Origin of the sequence: Cedecea sp. P7760 (genome assembly GCF_013386425.1) — a bacterium.
Lineage (GTDB): Bacteria > Pseudomonadota > Gammaproteobacteria > Enterobacterales > Enterobacteriaceae > Cedecea > Cedecea selenatireducens.
In genome coordinates this window covers 33,663-51,378 of the sequence record NZ_JACARU010000051.1, presented here as the reverse complement: position 1 = coordinate 51,378, position 17,716 = coordinate 33,663, and the positions used below count along the sequence as shown (strand labels likewise).

Here is a 17,716-nt window from a genome sequence, read left to right as displayed (position 1 = left end):
GCCACAGTGATATTCCGTTACACATGAGCGTCGTAATCGAGCTCCAGTACCATACGCAGCAAAGCAGCAACGGGTTCAAACAGGGATTCAGGAATCACCTCACCCGCTTTGACGCTAAAAAATAGCTGGCGCGCCAACTCAATATTCTCCACCACAGGAACAGACTCCCTGATGGCGAGAGCGACAATATGTTCTGCCCTCGCCTCTACGCCTTTTTCGAACACCGTTGGGATCGGCGTGTCGACAGGATCGTAGCCCAGGCAAATGGCGATATGCGTAGGGTTGCGAATAACCACCGCAGATTGCTTCACGTTCTGCGCTAAACTGCCGCTTTGCATTTCGCGTTGTACTTCACGCCGCCGTTTTTTAACCTGCGGATCGCCTTCAATATCTTTAGTCTCCTGTTTGACATCCTCCTTACTCATTCGCTGCTGTTTCATCGTGTTGTGCGTCTGGAAGGCATAATCAACAACGCCCAGCACCACGTAAGACATCAGCAATGCATACCATATCCAGCGGATCATAATCGTGAAAAGTGGGATCGCACAGCTCGCGTCACAGTACGGCAGTGCCTGAAACGTTGTCGAAAAATAGAGGAAAAGAGAGATGAAAATCAGACACAATAAAAGGACTTTCAGACAGGACTTAAACAACTCCACCAGACTGTGCACGGAAAAAATCTGTTTAAAATTATTGACTGGGTTAATTTTGTCGCCTTTGACGCCAACCGCCTTCGTGGCAAGCATAAAACCGACCTGCGCAACCAGACTTGCGATAGTTGCCGCCGCCAGCATACCGCCGAACAAGGCAAAAAATTCGCCTCCTGCACGCAGCAATGCCTGCGTCAACAGGCTGAAGGCATAGTCAAAGGGTTGATTGATGAGTCGTGAAGCCAGCAACATCAGCTCAGCAATCTGGTGCACGACCTCATCGGCAAAAAAATGAAAAAAAGCCAGTATAGCGAGCAGCTGGATGCCGGAGGTTATCTCCAGACTTTTGATAACCTGTCCTTCCTGGCGGCTATCGCGCTTCTTTTTCTCGGTAGGCTGTTCGGTTTTTTCACTCATGGCTGGCTAACCACTGGCTCACATGCCGGTAAAGCGTTTCACTCTCAAGCTGATAGTGGTGGAAGGCGTACGGCAAGGAGAGCAGTAATAGCAAGAGCGCCAGCGCACTTTTCACCGGCATGGATAAGAAGAACACGTTGAGCTGCTGAGCGGACCGATTGAGCAATCCGAGCGCGAGGTCCGCAAGCATCATGCAGAGCACCGCAGGCAAAGAAAAGCTCAGACACAGCTGGTACAACACGCGCCACTGCGCCAGCAAAAAGTGTAAAAATGGTACGTTGAAAGCCAGCGCCTTGCCGGGAGGTAAATAGTGGTAAGAACCGTACAACGCCGTCAGGAGTTGACTGAATCCCCCGGTAATAAAGAAAAGCGCACACAGAAACTGGCTAAACAGCAGGCCGAAAATCGATGTCTGTACCGACATCGCCGGGTTGAACACGGTTCCCATGGTGGCACCGCGTAGGGTGTCAATCAGGAATCCCGCCATGTCCACGGCCCAGAAAGGGATCGCGGCGCAAAATCCCAGCATAAAACCAATGACCAGTTCGCCCGGGATCACCCTCAGCCAGAACCATCCCTGGTGAATCACCGGTTGGGTATAAAAAACCGGTAGTACCGGCAGTACTATCGCCAGCAGCACCCCGTTGCGGATTAGCGTCGAGCCGAGGTTACCGGTCTGCAACAGCGGAAAAAGCAGCGTTAGCCCAAGCGGTCTCATCATCGCCAGCGCCACGGTGACCAGCCCGTCACTGAGTGAGAGCGTCACCCGTGCATACCCATCTGCAAAAACACCTGACGGGTATAGGCCAGAAGTAGCCCCCCCAGCCAGTGATAGGTCGCCATAATAACCAACGCCACGGCAAGCAGCTTGATCATAAACTGCAGCGTCTGATCCTGAATCTGGGTCAGCGCCTGAAGGAGACTCACCGCAATCCCGACGACCGATGCGACCAGCACCACCGGCAATGAGGTCATGAGCACCAGCCACAGCAGCTCTGTAACGAAATGAGTTAGGTTGGCATCCGTCATCTAAAGCTCTGCACCAGTTGAGAAAGGATCAGGTCCCAGCCGCCAGCTAACAGAAAAATCAATAATTTGAACGGCAAAGAGATGGTCATCGGTGACATCATCATCATCCCCATCGCCAACAGGACGTTGGATACCAGCAGATCGATGGCCAGAAATGGCAGATAGATAAGCAGACCGATGCGAAACGCCTGCGACAGCTGGCTGACGGTAAAGGCGGGCAGCAGGATCAACAGTGAATCCGGCTTCACGCGACGCCGGGCCTCTTCCGGCCAGGTGCTGGCTATCAGATGACGAAAATAATGAGCCTCTTTTTCATCGGAATTTTTTTGCAGAAACTGACGGTAGGGGCCAAGCGCATGGCTGTCCCAGCCCTGTAACCAGGGTAAGGTCGCCTCTTCTTTCGCCGGATGCCACTCGGCTTTTACCGCCATCACCGTCGGCGCCATGATAAAGAGCGAGAGTACCAGCGCCAGGCCATAGAGCGCCATATTGGGCGGCACCTGCTGAATACCCAGCGCATTACGTAAAATCGAAAACACCACCGCCAGCTTCAGGAACGAGGTCCCCATCACGATGGCAAGCGGTAGCAGAGAGAGTAAAAACAGCAGCGCTATCAGCTGCCAGGGAGAGTCAGGTAAAGGCATGGTCTGTCCTGTTTATACGGCGATAAATCAGTTATAGCCACGCCATGTCGCGCCCTCTATCAGGTATTCACCGTATCCTCCCCAATGCTCTGAGCGTCAGACGGATGCACAAACCATTGGGTGACTCGCACCAGAAAACTCTCCCCGCAGGCGATGAGTTCACCCTCGCCTATCACGCGGCCATTGAGTCTTAGCTTCACGTCGGGTGAGAGCCTGGCTTCGGTCGCAATAAGGTCCCCTTCGCGTAATGTCCGCAGCGTGCCAAGGGCGATATCAATTTGACCTACCTCTACCAGCAGCTTTTGCGGCAGGGCGTCAAGGTGATACGACAAGGGCGAGGCAGGACCCGCACGATCGCTGTCCTCGGCCAACAAGCTTTCCATATCATTGACCAATGCTTCAATTTCCACGTCTCCCCCCTCTTCGATTCGGATACGCGCTGCACTTCCCGTCGCCAGTAGTACAACCAATTCACCCTCGCGCGGACGGCCAAAAGGGCTCATCCGCAACCCTGTACCCGGGCCAATGCTTGCCATCTCGTGCATCGAGGCCTGACACCAGCCGACGTAACAGGCGAACGCCACCGGCGGCAATAAACGCACTGGCCGGACACCGGGGCTTACCTGCCGGGCAATGGTGCGAAACCAGGTGGTGGGCCAGCCAAACAGCACACAGCGGAACGCGTAGCCGTCAATCTGCCAGGCAAATACCAGCGCAACGTACTGGTTGAGCATGCTACAGCGGCGCGGTTCTCCCGGCCCGTTGTGTAATATCGCGCCGCTTGCCTGCAACAGCGGCGATAGTCCCCATTGCGCAACTCCCGCCAGCAGTTGGGCGTCGACTTCTTGCGCTGAAGCGGTCCCCAGGGTCCCTTCACACCACCGCTGCCAGTCGCTTTCGGCTAACCAGATGCCGCACGGCGTATCTTCGGCAGTGACTGAAAACAGTCTCCCCTGCGGGCTGTCAGTCCAGCGCTGCGCCGCAACATGGAGCGCCCCAAGCTCAATCCCTTCCGTTTGCAACATCCCGGCAAGGTTGCTCTCCTCAAAAGAGATCAGCGTCATACACCACCTCCAGCGCAACGTTGTGCCCGGCCGCCAGCAGCCCGGCATTCAGCCAGGCAGAAAAGTGCTTCAGCTGACGGCATAAATCGCGCCGGGGCACCAGAACCGTAAAAAAGGTTTTACCTTCCCGCGTTTCCATCTCGCAAATCACCCCCGCTAATGAACCGTTCACCAGCCGAAAGCGTTGTTTTTGCTGCCTCAGCGCAGACTTTCCCTCTCTGCCGTCAGGCATTTCCACCACCTGCACCATCAGCTGAATAAATCGGGTGGTTTCAGTAGATGGCCGTTTCTCCTGTTCAGTCAGCCAGGTATGCCAGAGGCAACCTTCCGTTCGGTTAACGTTCATCGCTCAGCAGACTCCTCAGTTTTTCTTTTTTCTTCATCACGCTCACCAGCTCTCGCTGCAGCTTGCTAAGCTGCTCCTGCAACCGTTTTTGCGCGTCCGCAAGCAATCGCTGCTGCTGCGCCAGGCCGTATTCCTCATGAAATAAATGATTCATGGCCTGTTTCTGCGCCATCAGTTCGCGTGAGGGCAACGTACCGGACCAAAGAAGGAGCTGATTGAGCGCCTGCGCCAGGTCTTTACGACGGCTCTGGCACTGAAAATCCAACTGCTCCGTTTGCTGAAGCTGCAGCGTTAACTCCGTCATTTGCCGTCGCAGGCGATCCTCGCCACGGTCCTTGATCCTGAGTAAACAATTCAGCATCAGATGTCCGTCAAAAAACGCATTTGCGCCAGCAGTTCGTCGAGATTGCATGGTTCATTACTCTGTTGTTGCAGGAAATGACAAATGTCGGAATAGCGGTCTACCGCCCGGTCGGCACGAGGATCTTCTCCGCGCACGAACTCACCTATCCGCACCAGAAGCTCCACGTCGCGATACACCGACAGCAACTGCCGGATCGCGTTCGCCAACGCCCGGTGTTCACCGCTGGCCACCATCGGCATCAGGCGGCTAAGGCTGGCTAACACGTCAATGGCAGGAAAGTGGGCCGCTTCTGCCAGGCGGCGTGACAGTACGATGTGGCCGTCGAGTAACGATCTCACTTCATCGGCCAACGGTTCGTTCATGTCGTCGCTTTCCACCAGTACGGTGTAAAACGCGGTAATGCTGCCGAGGGTGCCCTTACCCGCCCGTTCGAGCAGCCGTGGTAATGCCGCAAAAACGCTGGGAGGATAGCTGCCGGAAACTGCAACTTCGCCACCGGCGAGCGCTATCTCGCGGGCGGCGCGGGCGTAGCGGGTTAAGGAATCGGCAAACAGCAGTACGCGCTTGCCGCGATCGCGAAACGCTTCGGCGATGGTGGTCGCCACCCATAGCGCCCTCATGCGTTCAAGCGCGGGCCGGTCGGACGTTGAAACCACCATCACGCAGCGCCGTCGTGTCTCTTCACCCAGCGTTTGCTCAATGAATTCACGCACTTCTCGACCACGCTCACCGATAAGCACCAGCACGTTGATGTCGCTATCCGGGCTGCGGCACAGCATCGACATCAGGGTGCTTTTCCCCACCCCCGCCGCTGCAAAAATCCCCATACGCTGTCCTTCACCACAGGTCAAAAGCCCGTCGATGGCGTGGATCCCCGTAAGCATCGGCCTCTCAATCAGCTGGCGCAGCAGCGGCGAAGGTGGCGGTGCATCGTAATCTCTCCAGGGCCCCTGCGGGGCGGGGCCATCATCAAGAGGTAATCCCATACCGTCCAGCACTCGCCCTAAGAGATCTTCCCCCACCGGAACACGATGTCGCCGCCCCAGGGATCGCACCTTCTGTCCACAGTACAGGCCTGTGGTAGTGGCAAAAGGTGAAAGCTGCGCCGTCGCGCCGTCGATACCAACAACCTCCGCCAGCGCACCTTCTGGCAACACGCAACACACCTCACCCATAAAAACGCCTGGCAGATATGCGTTGAGCAGCGTCGCGCCAACGTGCAATAAGCGCCCGGTTTTCAGATAACCTTGTGGTACGTCCCGCAGTGGCGTCAGCGATTTTTCAATGGCGGCCTGCACCTCGGCTTTAATCATCGTCACCGGCAAGCTCCTGTGGTGTGAGATCGATACTGTGCACAACCTGTACCGAACAGTTTTCTCCCAGCTCCTGCCAGGAGAGTACGGGAACATTAAACAGCCCCGTTTCCGTTATTTTGCGCAGAAAGCGGCGAGCATCGACGGAGGTAACAATGTTCAACTCACCGTGCTCTGCCAGTGCCTCCTGAATTAAGCTCAGAATGCGCGAACTTTGCCCAAGGCTCAGGGCCGCATAGGTCCCCATCGAGGTCTGACGGATAGACTCGCGGATCAGGTTTTCGATTCCTTCCCCCACTCGCAGGACGCGCAGCGCCTCACCGTTCGGTTGTAGCCGGTGCAAAATATGCCGACGCAGCGACATGCGCACATATTCGGTCAGCATCAGCACATCTTTCTCACGCGGCGCCCATTCAATCAGGGTGCCAAAGACCGTGCGTAAATCACGGATCGAAATACTTTCCGCCACCAGCCTCTGGAGGGTTTCCGTAATCTTGCTTATCGGCAGCTGCCGCTGCAGCTCTTTAACCAGCTCAGAATAGCGCTTCTCCATGGCATCCATCAGATATCGTGCCTCCTGCACCCCGATAAACTCCGCCATGTGACGTAACAGGACCTGGCGGAGCAATGCCGTGATGCGCTGGGTTCCCTCGGCAACCGCTAGCCCCATGCTCTGCGCTTTTTTTCCGGCCTCCGCTGCCAGCCAGCCGATACTTCCCATCCCGTCCGGCAGCGGTTGTACTTCGCACCCCGGCTGTTTATCTGGCTCCAGTAGCAGATATGCGTTCTCGGGGATGGCGCATGAAAAGACCGGCTCCTGGTAAATCAGCACCGACATCCCCTGCACGTAGTCCCTGCTATCTGGCCTGATAATGATTTCCGGCAGCGGCACACCGTACTCTTCGAAAAGCATCCAACGTAAGGCATCAATATCCCGGGCCAGCGTGCCGGTATTGAGCGATGGCATCACGTGCAGCGTTAACGGCATGGCACCAGGCTGCATCCGGTCTTCACTCATCTCTCCCGTCTGCGGTATATCGTGTTGTGGGTGCCTGGAGCGACGCCAGAATAAAAAGAACGGCAGCGCGGTGAACGCCGCCAGGACAAAAAAGTCCAGAAAGGGAAAGCCGGGGATCAGGGCGAATAATATCAAGACCGCGGCCGTCAACATCAGCGCCTGCGGCTGTCGACCAAGCTGGGTGGTTAATTCACTGGCAAGATTCTGTTTCTTCTCCCCTGGCACGCGGGTGACGATAATTCCGGCGCTCAGTGAGATAAGCAGTGAAGGGATCTGTCCGCACAGCCCATCGCCAATCGATAACACGCTGTAGGTTTGTACCGCATCACCCAGCGGCATGTCGTACTGCACCACGGCGATGATGATGCCACCGATAATATTGACCAGAACCACAATAATTCCGGCGATCGCATCGCCTTTAACAAACTTCATGGCTCCATCCATGGCGCCAAGAAAGCGGCTCTCCTGCTGAACCTGCTGGCGAAGGTGCCGCGCCTGAACCGCGTCAATCACTCCGGCCCGCAGATCACCATCAATGCTCATTTGCTTTCCAGGCATACCGTCGAGCGAGAAGCGGGCGCTGACTTCGGCCACGCGCTCGGTCCCTTTCGTGATGACGATAAACTGGATGATGGTGATTATCGTAAAAATCACCAGCCCCACCGTCAGGTTGCCCCCCACCACAAAATGGCCGAAGGCGTCCACAATGTTGCCCGCATCGTGCTGCAGCAAAACCAATCGCGAAGTGCTGATGGTCAATGACAGCCGGTACAGAGTGGTAATCAGCAGCAAAGAAGGGAAAACCGACAGTTCCAGCGGGTCATTGATGTAGATTGCAATCAGCAGCAAAATGACCGAAAACGCGATGTTAACAGCGATCAGAATATCCACCATGAACGTCGGTAACGGCAGGATCATCATCACGATAGCAATCAGCAGCACCACGGCCAGAATAATGTCCTGACGGCCGGCGCAGGCGGCGAGCCCCTTCTGTAGACCTCGCATACTCATGCTTTTCATCATTAAGATTTGCATAGCGACTCCAGAAAAGCTTGCTGCCGGTGATGCACCCGCAGCCACAGTTCCGCCGCACTATCGACTGCCGGACAACAGTTCATCGCCAGGCAACTGCGCAGCTGAAAAATACGCTGTGGAATTCCGGCAAAGTCAGCGGGCTTCCAGCGCTGAAGCGCCAGTAACAGCAGGTTGTCATCATAGGGAGCCAGCGGCATACACTGGCTAATGTGGAGTCGGTCATCCTGCCAGCTAAGCCAGGTTTGAAACCGCTCGCCCTGCCAGTACATCCCAGCGGCGGCTGGCTGCGCGGGCAGTTCGGCTAGCTGCATAAACAGCAGAATATTAAGCTCTGTCACTCGGTCTAACGCCATACGACCTCCTGCTTGCGTAGGGCTACAGAGTTCCAGATAAGGCGCGCGCAGGTAATCAGGTGATAGCCCGATCTCCCTTCATACTGCGCAGTACGGCGAGAATTTGTTCACGCTGATCTTCATCGTTAAAACAGGGTTCGGGCATCAGCGAGAACAGCGCATCCAGATGTTGTAAAAGTCGGTTGTATAAACGCCCAGACGCGGCCCGCTGCGCCAGCCGTGGCGCGAGCCATTCATCAAACAGCCAGCTTTCATTGATCATCTCGATAAGCAACGGAAGCAGCGTTCCTGAAGCCATCTCGCACGCGGATTCGGTTCGCAAGCACTCCTGCTCAAGCCCTAAAAACAGCAATAATCGGCGCAGGCGTACCAGCACCCCCGCCAGCCGCTGTTGTTGGGAACCGACAACACAGGCGGAAAGCTCAAAGGCCATCATGCGCAGCAGCACCCTCAGCCGCTGGCGACGGTCCGGCCAGTCCATGATGCGCTGAAACCACTCGGCTAATGAGGCAACCTCCTCGTCCATTGCCTGCTGGAATAGACGATTGATTTGCGCCAGCGCGCCTTTGCTCACCTGTCCCAGCTCCAGCATGCCAAACAGCGATATTTCCCAACCCTGCTCGCTCATCAGTTCAGCAAGCTTGTCGCTCAGCGCTTTACGTCTTTTGCTATTTGGTTTTTCAGCGAGCAGTAACGCCGCAACGCCCAACAGCTGTTGACCGAGGGGCGAACCGGAATGTGGTTGCGTCAGTTGAGCGGGGATACCGCCCGCCTGCTCCTGCATCCGCTGTACTATCCGCAACAAGGCCTGCTGTCGTTGATCAAGCCGTTCTTTGAGATCTGCTTGCTGTAAATCTTTGAGCCGCCCGCTCAGCGCCATTCCCATGTCTTCGAGCGTTTCTATTAGCGCGCTGCCGGAGGTTTCTTCAAGCTCAATAAGCGCCTGCGCCATCGGTGATGGTGCATCTTCCACCGGCACCTGCGGCTCACGCAGGCTGGCGTCATGATTCTGTAGCGCGGTCGTCTCAGAGACTTTCATCCTGCTCTCCTGTCTCTGGGCAACCCGGGCGCAGCCATTGCAACAATTGTTGAAAATGGCCTTCGAGCGAGAACGCCACCGACAGCTGTGACGACGCTAAAACCACGCTGTCCCGGGGTAGCTCAGGGGCCGCAAGCAGCACAAAGCGCGAGCCGAACGCCTCCCGCATGCTCTGCTGAAGGTCAGGATGGCACTGCAGGGTCAACACCCCCTCATTCGCCATCTGTTCTGCCTGCAAAGCGAGCCGGGCGCACAGCGTTTTATCCGGGGGTTGCTGTTCGAACCAGGCGCTTAATACCTGCTCAAGACAGTGATGGATGCGGCCCGATACCGCGCTGACCAGCGCCTGCTCCTGGGCTTCATCACCCAACAGGCGAAAGACGTGCTTTCGCAGCCAGCGGGATTCCAGGCGCCTGAGCGTATCGCGTTGCAATGCGCTGAACTCACGCTGCCTGGAGGCCTCCATTTCGCGGCAGTTTTTCTTCGCTTGCTGAATGAGGCCCTCGGCTTTGCGCCGGGCCGCATTGACTATCCCTTTTGCCTCAAGGTCCGCACGACGTATGCAGGCGGCCTGTTGCAGCAGCGCCGTTAACTGTACTGCCGGGATAATGCGCCCGCCCGGCAGTGGCGCAGCAAGTTCAATCAGCGGAAGTCGGCACATAGCGTTCGCTCCAGTAAATTCATCGCCAGCGCCGGTACCGGCAACCATAACGCACGTTCACAGGGCGCAAGCGTAATCAGCAGCGCATACAGCACAGGATCGTTTTGTGCGGCGCGGGTCAGTACGGCAGTACCCAACTGCAATGCAATTTCAACCGTTTGTGTCGGCGAAAATAGGGCACGGTGGTTTCCCTGGCAAAGTCCGAACAGTTGCCAGATAAGCCCGTCATCAAGCAGGTGTAATAGCGCCCGCCGGTAGTCCGGCAGCAGAAAATAGTCGTTGCAGCCGAGTACCAGCAGTCCCGTTGCCAGCGCAAATGCCTGAAGACGAGGAGCAAGCTGAACCATGCGCTGCTGCCGGAGGCTAAGCGTGACAGGAAGACGCGGCGTTCCTCTGCGTACCTGCAGTGCCTGATTCAGACACCGGTCGAGCGGTGGGTTGGCCCCGTAGCGCCACTTCGCCGCAGGGGCAAAGCCAAGCCGAGTCAGCCAACGAGAGTGGGCGTAGCGCGCGGGTGTCCACAGATAACGATGCATCCGTAACAGGGCTTCATCGGGGATCCGGGGGGCTAGCCTCTTTTGCGCCAGACTATCAACATCAGAGAAATCAGCAGCAGCATTGCCAGCAGCAACGGAGGCATCAAAGCCCAGCGATGTAGATTTATCCACGCTATTGCCCTCCACGGGGTGGCCGTTGGCATGTTAGCCACGCTCAGCATACGAAATTCGGCTGGCTGCATCAGAATGCCAATATGCTCTTTCTGCACGCCGGGGATAGACTTTTCAACCAGGTTGCTTATCTGCACCCGGAAAGCTTCAAGATTGACCTGCGGTGAATACTTGATAAATACCGCCACGGAAGCCGGTCCAACGGACCCGTCGTCATTCGCACGACCATAAGCAATGGTCACATCAGCGTGGATCACCCCGTCCATCTGACTCAGCATCCGCTCAATTCTCTGCTCGTTGAGGAAAACAATTTTTTGCTGCTCCTCTGCGGGCGATACCACCAGTTGATTTGGGGGAAACATGGTTTCCGCAGAAACGTAGCTGCGCCGTGGAAAACCGTTCAGACGCAGCAGTTCAACAGCGTTGATAAACTGCGATTGTTCCACCCGCAGCGTAACGCCCCCGGCCTTGGGCTGCTTATCGGCATCGATATTGTGCTGCATCAGGATCGCCAGCATCTGATTGGCATCGTCCTCGGGCAGCGCGCTGTAGAGCTCAACGCGGCAGCCCGTCAGCAGTAACGCCAGCCCGAGGATCAGAGCCAGACGCAGATACTTCATGTCATATTAGCCAGTTTATTAACTGACTGGGAAACTGCACCAGCCACCTTAGCGCCCAGGTCCACGCCCACGGTAGCCCCGAGCGTCGTGGCCTGCTGCACAAGCATCTGAGAGGGTGTCAGACTGCCTACATCCCCCTGCGGCGTACCGGCAAAGAGTAATTTATTGAAGGCGGCTATTTGCTCGCCATCCGGCGCGGGTACGACAGTTGCTGATGGCGCTGCGGCCATGATGGCAACGTCCATCGCGGTTAGGCTGTTAATCGCACTCATCAGTCACTCCTGTTAAGATTATTTAAGCCAGGTTTTCACTGTTTCAGCTTCTGGAAGGGCAACGTCTGCAAGCGCCTGGCGTGCCAGGGCGGACTCGTTCAAACCGGCCAGCAGCACCGCGCGGCATAACGCCTGCAGGCTGGTGTTCTCAACCAGCAAAGGTAGCGCTGGCAGAATGGCATGGACTTGTCGTTGCAGACCGTGGTTTATCCCGGCAAAGGCCGCCTCGACCACCAGCCGCCTCTCCTTCTCTGTCAGCATCATATTTTGGTGATAATGCCACTGAGCATATCTTTGATAGTTTTGATCATCGCACTCTCGTAGTTAATAAAAGTGGAGTACTGCTGTACGGCAAACTGGGCTTTGAGCATGGCTTCCGGATTTGAGATGTCCTGGCCGTTCATTTTGTCCTCAATCGCCTGCCCGGCCTGATGTGCCAGGCGCGATAAGCTGTCAACAAGCTGCTCAACGTTCATTGCTACCTCCGATTACGCGAGCCTTTACGCGTTCAATTATGACCGCCGTGGTGCAGTTACCTATCAGGTGATGGCCTGAAAGTGACGGCAGATTTTGCAGGGTTATCCGTTGGCGGAAACAGACGAGCCAGTAGGCGGAAAAAGGGTACGCTCACCTGCTGTCCGGTTACCGGACAGCCTGCTGCCCCGAAGCGCAAAAATGCCAGCGTTCCCCAGGCGGCATTGCTCACCGGGCAAAAGACCGGGAAGCTCAGGCCGACGGAAGTCATCATAAACGGCTGACCGACGACCGCCGCCGTGAGTAATGCACGTGACCCCAGAGACACCATTCCGGCAATACTCTGGCTCTTGCTCGCGTCATAAAAACGGTGCGCAATGAGGTTCACCGCGTTGGCGATGCTGTCGTGCCCCATCGGCAAGCCATGTTTGTAGTGATAAATCAGGCAGGCAATATCGGCAATGGCAATGGCCAGGCCAAACCCGGCGAGCAGCAGCAGCGGTGCCGAGCCACCGCTGAATACCGCCAGCACGATCCCCGTACCACAGCACAAAATCTGCCCTCCCAGCACCACGCTCTGCCAGCTGAAAAAGCCTGCGGGGATCATGTCTGCCGCCCGTTCAGTCAGTCTGGCGAGCATACTCTTCTGCCCCTGTTTGCAGGCGTCTTCAGCCTCCTTATTCGCGGCATCATGCTGCGGTGCGGGTAAAACCGGAACCGTCAACCCCTCGACCATTTCCCGCACCATCTGCCGCACTTCAGCACTGACCTCCACGCCATGACCAATGCGACCAATATCTACCATGCCGGGATGACCGTGGTTGCGTGCCGCTGCGCCCGATAACGTTCATAGCAGGCAACCACTGAATCAACCATTCTCTGGAGCTCTTCCTGACTGGGTGTAGTGCTCTTTTCGTCGGCCTCAAGTACGGCGGGCGCAGGTTTGGCTGATGGGGTAATACTGCCCTGCATGCGCTCAACCCGTGCTGTGTAAATGTCAATCCCACCGCCTGCGACGGTAAGCACCGCCGTGATACCCGACGAAATACTGGAGAGCGTATGGGCGGTGCTTCCCGGCAGATGTGCGGATGCTAAAAAGACAGAGGAGAGCGCAATGCCAATGCGGAATGCACAGGAAGCGACGTCACCGACGGTTTCCGCATGTGAGTCGCTCATACCGCAGGTTGTCATCAGCATCTTCGTCGCTAACACGATAGAATCATTTCCCGTTTTCAGCGGTTCGCGGTCGTTACGCACCTGAATCAGGTTATACAGCGCGCAACAGGCATCCCCTGCTGCAACAAGCATGGCGGTACCGGCCACGACGGCAAGAGGGATCCCGGCGCCGCCGGACAGCACCGCCGCCGCTAACGACAGCCCGAATGAGACGCTGGACATGGTAAAACGCACCAGGTGTTGAATAAAATATCCGGTATAAGCCTGTCGCTTCAGTTGGCTTTCCTCACTCAGCGGCGTCGCGAGAACCGGTCGCGTAGCACCTGGCGGAAGCAACACAGGGCGGGTAACGTCGGCATCATGGCCCTCGGAATCGTCACTGTAAGCGCTTGTCAGTGAAGGCAAGCGGGAATAGTTATCTACTCTTAGCATGTTGTTCCCCGTCGATTCATCCGGGTACGCTACGCCAGAAGCTGACTCAGCATCTGCTCTGCATTGGCGCGCACCGTGCTATAAGAAGGATCTTCGTAGCTCATCGTCAACGCGGTCTGCAGCGCGACTCTGGCTTCAGAAAATTCACCCATCGCTTTCAGACAGACCGCTATCTGATACACCGGCTCGGGATGGCAGGCGTCCAGCATCAGCGCGTAGCCGTAGTAGTTCATCGCCAGCACGTATTCCTTTTGCATCATCAACACGCCAGCAAGCGAGATATGCGCGCGCCAGCTCCAGGGCTGAGTCATCACCATCCAGGAAAAATCCACCAGCGCACGATCGTAATCCCGCTGCTGCCAGGCGGCATAACCTCTGGCATAAACCTCATCCGGGGAGAGTTCCAGCGCCTTTTTGATAACCGGGTCGTGCCACAGCGTCTGCTCAAGAGATGTCGGTTCCATATTCTTCTCCAGCTCATTCAGTAGTGGGATGAACGTCGCTTTCTATGGTTACATAGCGTATCGGCGGTTATTTCCAGCCAACTCTCGCCGTTGTGAAACACCATGACCGCCCCCAGCTTGTACAACAGCCGCACCAGTTGATGGCGCTGCATCGCCAGCAGGCGATCCCACACATCGGTTATCACCAGCATTCTGACGGCACGCAGCCACGAGACTTGTTGAAACAGACAGCGGAGGATCCTCCATAGCGCCACCAGCGATGAAGGCTGGGGCTGGCTGTCCGGTACGCGATGAAAACTGCACAAGATCAGGTTATCTTCATCGATACGGTAGACGAGACGGTAGGGATACCGCTCCACCTGTTGCCCAAGCAGCAACCCGCAGCCGGGCAAACAGGCAGAACGCGGAACCAGTCCCTCCTTACGCAGCAGTCGCGCTATTTCGTCCATACGATATCCTCCGGCATTTAGCGCGAAATCGCGCGCAGGACCTGACTAAACACCTCGACGAGATTGCGGCCCATCTCCATCATTTGCTGCATGATTTCGCGGGCCTTCATTAACGTGTCGTCCAGCGTTTTGGCATACGACTGCGCCCCTTTGTTCTGCAGCTCGGCAATGGCTTTTTCCGCATCCGCTTTGCGGGTTTCACTTCCCGAGGCCCAGCTACCAATACCGTTGGCCACCTGCCCCATGGCGTTGCCTACCGTCATCCCGGCCTCGCCGAAAAAGGCTCCGCCGACCGTCAGCACCCCGGCAAACATTCCGCCAATCGCCCCGGCCTTAGCGGCACCATAGCTATCGTCGATGGCTTTAACACTTTGCTGCAGGGTGTTGATCTCAAGCCCCCAGCTCAGCTCCTGTTTCTTTTGGTTATAGAACTGCATCGTGTCGCGCAGTTGCTTCGCAAGCATCAGCAGCTTGCTCCAGATTTCATCGAACATAGCGAAAAAATCGTTCGTATCGAGCGTTCCTTTACCACTGCCCTGAACGTTAACGCTGTCGTTAACAGATAACGTCCGATTTGCGGGGTTCCCGGTCTCCTCAATGGTCGGGCTAACATCCAGAAACACCATTGAATTTTCAGAAATAACTGCTCTGGCCATCTCTCCTCCTCAGGCCCGTTGTCCGGCAATATTTGCCAACACCGTGCCGCTGTTATCGATAATTTCTGAGGCAATTCTCAGCGCGTTGGCGCCATCCTGATACGCTTCATTGAGCCGCTTTTGCTGCGTTTTCTTGCGGTCTTCCGTCCAGTTCTGCATAAAATCGATATAGCCCTGCTGCACAATCAGCCGTTCAATATCTCTTTGCAGTTTTGCGCTGGTGGCGGCCACGATGGATGCCGAAATACGATTTGCCCCGCCGGCCGTAGCCCGTGTGATAAGCAGGGCTTTGTGGGTACAATCGCTAATAACGGTTTTTACAATGCTGCGGCGGAGCTTTTGCAAAATGGCGTCGCGAAGTTTCTTCGCCACCACCTCTTCGCTTTTTTTCAGCAGATCCTTACCGGCGCCTTCGATAGCCGTTTCCACAAGCTTCGCAACGCCTTCGCGGGTAAAACTTTTACTGATGCCGCGTACCATGTTCGATTCGGCCTCCAGCTCATGAGCTGCGGCTTCTATCGCCATATCACCAACCTCAACCATCTCGCGCTCAAGCGCCATGCCAAAGTCTTTGCCCATCACCCGGCTGACTTCCTGCCCCGCTTTCTCCGCCAGTGTCTTCAGTTCACTCTCTGCGCCTTTGGCAACGGCATCGATGAGAGCTTTACCCACCCCCGAGTCCAGCACCTCTTCTGTGGCTTTGGTGATAGCGCGAGCGGCGCTAATACCGCGGCCGATCTGCATAATATCCAGCGCCAGCGCCACGCCTTCACAGGCGGTTTGCACCGTCCCTGCCGCATTGATGATGTCGTTGCAAACCGACTTATCGGCCCCCAGCAGCAGCGCGGTCTCTGCGCCCGCTTTAACCATTCCGGCCACCCCTGCCGAGAAATATGCCGCACCATCGGCAATCGCCAGCGGATCGGCCGTTAAAACGCCTTCAACCATCTTCAGTACGCCGACCACGGCCTCAACGCCGCTGATTATCCAGTCAAAAACCGCGCTGAAGATCCCGGCTTTCCGCGCCTGGTCGGCCTGCTCAATCGCTTTATTGATTTGTTCCTGATATTCCGCAACCTGCTTATTACGCAGTGCTGCCTGAACCTCAGTTGCACGTTCCAGCTGCTGGCACAGAGCATTGGCGTTGTTACCAGAAACTTTCAACACTAGCTGCGTCATCATCATGGATAACATCATCGGGTCCATTTCCAGCACGTCGCGCACCGTAGGGCGTTTCGCACCTTCAGAGTGAGCGCCCATGAGCGTGCGTAGCGCGTTATCCGCCTCCTGCAGGCTCACGCCTCCCCAGCGTTTCACGCCCTTATCTTCGTCAGCAAACAGCGCCAGCGCGTGGAGGTGTTCGCCTAATGCCCCGCTGGTGATGTGGGGGGTCTGTACCCGAGCGGTGAGAGGTCGATGGAAAACCTCATCGCTGGCGGTTGGAGCACCGTTAATTTGCATCCGACTCATGATCTTCTCCTGTTTTGCTCAGGCCCGCGCGCGCACGTCGGCGTATATCCGCCACATCCTTGTTCTCATGGTTATCTCCCTGATGCTCTACGCCGCATACCAGCAACGCTGCCCGAAAGGCTTTGGCCGCCTGCGGTAAATTGCCGCAGGCGAGATAACACTCCCCGGCGTCGCAGGGTACCTGCGCCTCCGATACTCTTATTTTCGCGGCACGCCCATAGGCGTAGATGGCATCACTCCAGGCAGCATCGGCCCGGCAACAGGCGCCCAGTTCAAACCAGTACTCAAAAGACCACGCGTCATAGATGGTCAGTACCTTAAAGATCCGGGCTGCTGCACCGTATTCCCCTGCGTTTGCCAATTGCCGCGCATAACGCTGCAAAACATCCAAATCAGCACTGATATCCGTAGCAAAAAGCATCCGCAACGCGCCGCCCTGTTGAAAAAAACGCAGCACGATTTCTGAATCCCGACCGTCCGTTTTCATCATCAGTACATCTTCTGTGCAATCATGCTGAGTAAATCCCCCCATTTGCTGAGTAATCCGGTCATCTGAGTGACAACCGCATTGATCTCCTGGGTCATTTTCTGAATGCTGAGTTGCCCCTGAGTCATCAGGTCGGTATCGCGGTTCGCACTGTTATCAAGAGCCGCTTTGACCGCCTGCAGCGAGCCCTTATCCAGGCCATCTGTACCACCATGCTTACTGATGTAATCATCAATCGACATACCATCGACGAGAATGCCGTTATCGCGCATATATTTGACGACCTCATCGGGTACCGGTTTACGCGTTTTATCATCACCTTTTGCGGCGTCAGCAATAACCTCATCCATTCGATTAGACATATCCTGTGTATTGCGTGCACGATCGGTGCTGGTATTTATTTTGCCAAAAAGCGCATTGGCAATTTTTTGCAAAACCAATTGCAAATTATCAAGAACCGAAAAACCGTAGGCGAATGGATTATTAATATCCTGATCATCCGCAACGGTATTATCATCGCCTGCGCCCAACTTGATATTCGACGTTGTTAAACCCGGGGTGTTAAAGTCAAAACGATGACCTACTGATAGATTTCCACTCATATTTTCACCTCAG

25 protein-coding genes are annotated in these 17,716 nt (G+C 56.0%); all 25 read right to left on the bottom strand.

Annotated elements, in window-relative coordinates:
• Positions 1-17: 17 nt before the first annotated feature.
• Genes HX778_RS17550 through HX778_RS17430 form a run of 25 tightly spaced genes read right to left on the bottom strand, consistent with a single transcriptional unit; the run spans position 18 to position 17,703 of the window.
• A complete protein-coding gene (locus HX778_RS17550; RefSeq protein WP_038480637.1) occupies positions 18-1,067 on the bottom strand; it encodes an EscU/YscU/HrcU family type III secretion system export apparatus switch protein in 1,050 nt (349 codons plus the stop codon).
• On the bottom strand, positions 1,060-1,833 hold the full coding sequence (locus tag HX778_RS17545; RefSeq protein ID WP_176982647.1) for an EscT/YscT/HrcT family type III secretion system export apparatus protein: 774 nt from the start codon (positions 1,831-1,833) through the stop codon (positions 1,060-1,062). Before HX778_RS17545 ends, HX778_RS17550 begins: the two co-directional genes overlap by 8 nt.
• Positions 1,830-2,096 (bottom strand): EscS/YscS/HrcS family type III secretion system export apparatus protein, encoded by a 267-nt coding sequence (locus HX778_RS17540; protein WP_038480631.1) that lies wholly within the window; start codon positions 2,094-2,096, stop codon positions 1,830-1,832. Before HX778_RS17540 ends, HX778_RS17545 begins: the two co-directional genes overlap by 4 nt.
• The gene (sctR, locus tag HX778_RS17535; RefSeq protein ID WP_038480628.1) at positions 2,093-2,740 is read right to left on the bottom strand and encodes a type III secretion system export apparatus subunit SctR; all 648 of its coding nucleotides are present in this window, start codon (positions 2,738-2,740) and stop codon (positions 2,093-2,095) included. Before sctR ends, HX778_RS17540 begins: the two co-directional genes overlap by 4 nt.
• Positions 2,741-2,799: 59 nt before the next feature.
• Positions 2,800-3,804, bottom strand: coding sequence for a YscQ/HrcQ family type III secretion apparatus protein (locus HX778_RS17530; protein ID WP_038480625.1), 1,005 nt, complete (start codon positions 3,802-3,804; stop codon positions 2,800-2,802).
• Entirely contained in the window at positions 3,785-4,150 is a 366-nt protein-coding gene (locus HX778_RS17525; RefSeq protein WP_176982646.1) for a Secretion system apparatus protein ssaP, read from the bottom strand. The genes HX778_RS17530 and HX778_RS17525 overlap by 20 nt, the downstream gene beginning before the upstream one ends.
• Complete coding sequence (locus HX778_RS17520; RefSeq protein ID WP_038480617.1) at positions 4,140-4,511, bottom strand: hypothetical protein; 372 nt, start codon at positions 4,509-4,511, stop codon at positions 4,140-4,142. Before HX778_RS17520 ends, HX778_RS17525 begins: the two co-directional genes overlap by 11 nt.
• On the bottom strand, positions 4,511-5,824 hold the full coding sequence (locus tag HX778_RS17515; RefSeq protein ID WP_370527402.1) for an EscN/YscN/HrcN family type III secretion system ATPase: 1,314 nt from the start codon (positions 5,822-5,824) through the stop codon (positions 4,511-4,513). Before HX778_RS17515 ends, HX778_RS17520 begins: the two co-directional genes overlap by 1 nt.
• The gene (locus HX778_RS17510) at positions 5,820-7,880 is read right to left on the bottom strand and encodes an EscV/YscV/HrcV family type III secretion system export apparatus protein (RefSeq protein WP_304515776.1); all 2,061 of its coding nucleotides are present in this window, start codon (positions 7,878-7,880) and stop codon (positions 5,820-5,822) included. The genes HX778_RS17515 and HX778_RS17510 overlap by 5 nt, the downstream gene beginning before the upstream one ends.
• Entirely contained in the window at positions 7,868-8,233 is a 366-nt protein-coding gene (locus HX778_RS17505) for a type III secretion system protein SsaM (protein WP_038480614.1), read from the bottom strand. Before HX778_RS17505 ends, HX778_RS17510 begins: the two co-directional genes overlap by 13 nt.
• Positions 8,234-8,288: 55 nt before the next feature.
• Positions 8,289-9,272, bottom strand: coding sequence for an HrpJ domain-containing protein (locus HX778_RS17500; protein WP_176982645.1), 984 nt, complete (start codon positions 9,270-9,272; stop codon positions 8,289-8,291).
• Positions 9,259-9,933 (bottom strand): type III secretion system stator protein SctL, encoded by a 675-nt coding sequence (sctL, locus tag HX778_RS17495; RefSeq protein ID WP_176982644.1) that lies wholly within the window; start codon positions 9,931-9,933, stop codon positions 9,259-9,261. Before sctL ends, HX778_RS17500 begins: the two co-directional genes overlap by 14 nt.
• Complete coding sequence (locus HX778_RS17490; protein WP_071842990.1) at positions 9,915-10,469, bottom strand: type III secretion system domain-containing protein; 555 nt, start codon at positions 10,467-10,469, stop codon at positions 9,915-9,917. Before HX778_RS17490 ends, sctL begins: the two co-directional genes overlap by 19 nt.
• Before the next feature lie 32 nt (positions 10,470-10,501).
• Positions 10,502-11,221 (bottom strand): EscJ/YscJ/HrcJ family type III secretion inner membrane ring protein SsaJ, encoded by a 720-nt coding sequence (gene ssaJ / locus HX778_RS17485; protein ID WP_038480603.1) that lies wholly within the window; start codon positions 11,219-11,221, stop codon positions 10,502-10,504.
• Positions 11,218-11,493: a type III secretion system inner rod subunit SctI gene (gene sctI / locus HX778_RS17480; RefSeq protein ID WP_176982643.1), complete on the bottom strand. Its 276-nt coding sequence runs from the start codon at positions 11,491-11,493 to the stop codon at positions 11,218-11,220. Before sctI ends, ssaJ begins: the two co-directional genes overlap by 4 nt.
• A gap of 18 nt (positions 11,494-11,511) precedes the next feature.
• Positions 11,512-11,727 carry an EscG/YscG/SsaH family type III secretion system needle protein co-chaperone gene (locus HX778_RS17475; protein ID WP_235212886.1) on the bottom strand — a complete coding sequence of 72 codons (216 nt, stop codon included), beginning with the start codon at positions 11,725-11,727 and terminating at the stop codon, positions 11,512-11,514.
• 26 nt (positions 11,728-11,753) lie between these two features.
• Positions 11,754-11,969, bottom strand: a complete 216-nt coding sequence (sctF, locus tag HX778_RS17470; protein ID WP_006820327.1) for a type III secretion system needle filament subunit SctF — start codon at positions 11,967-11,969, stop codon at positions 11,754-11,756.
• 56 nt (positions 11,970-12,025) lie between these two features.
• Entirely contained in the window at positions 12,026-12,772 is a 747-nt protein-coding gene (locus HX778_RS17465; protein ID WP_038480593.1) for a pathogenicity island 2 effector protein SseG, read from the bottom strand.
• On the bottom strand, positions 12,766-13,575 hold the full coding sequence (locus HX778_RS17460) for a hypothetical protein (RefSeq protein WP_038480590.1): 810 nt from the start codon (positions 13,573-13,575) through the stop codon (positions 12,766-12,768). Before HX778_RS17460 ends, HX778_RS17465 begins: the two co-directional genes overlap by 7 nt.
• Positions 13,576-13,604: 29 nt before the next feature.
• Positions 13,605-14,039, bottom strand: coding sequence for a SycD/LcrH family type III secretion system chaperone (locus tag HX778_RS17455; protein WP_176982642.1), 435 nt, complete (start codon positions 14,037-14,039; stop codon positions 13,605-13,607).
• 17 nt (positions 14,040-14,056) lie between these two features.
• A complete protein-coding gene (locus HX778_RS17450) occupies positions 14,057-14,488 on the bottom strand; it encodes a secreted effector protein (protein ID WP_176982641.1) in 432 nt (143 codons plus the stop codon).
• A gap of 17 nt (positions 14,489-14,505) precedes the next feature.
• Positions 14,506-15,144: a type III secretion system effector protein gene (locus tag HX778_RS17445; RefSeq protein ID WP_255483424.1), complete on the bottom strand. Its 639-nt coding sequence runs from the start codon at positions 15,142-15,144 to the stop codon at positions 14,506-14,508.
• A 9-nt stretch (positions 15,145-15,153) separates the two neighbouring features.
• A complete protein-coding gene (sctE, locus tag HX778_RS17440) occupies positions 15,154-16,614 on the bottom strand; it encodes a type III secretion system translocon subunit SctE (protein ID WP_235212884.1) in 1,461 nt (486 codons plus the stop codon).
• Positions 16,595-17,104 (bottom strand): CesD/SycD/LcrH family type III secretion system chaperone SscA, encoded by a 510-nt coding sequence (gene sscA / locus HX778_RS17435; protein ID WP_038480581.1) that lies wholly within the window; start codon positions 17,102-17,104, stop codon positions 16,595-16,597. Before sscA ends, sctE begins: the two co-directional genes overlap by 20 nt.
• Positions 17,104-17,703, bottom strand: a complete 600-nt coding sequence (locus tag HX778_RS17430; RefSeq protein WP_006820335.1) for a secretion protein — start codon at positions 17,701-17,703, stop codon at positions 17,104-17,106. Before HX778_RS17430 ends, sscA begins: the two co-directional genes overlap by 1 nt.
• Between the last annotated feature and the right edge of the window lie 13 nt (positions 17,704-17,716).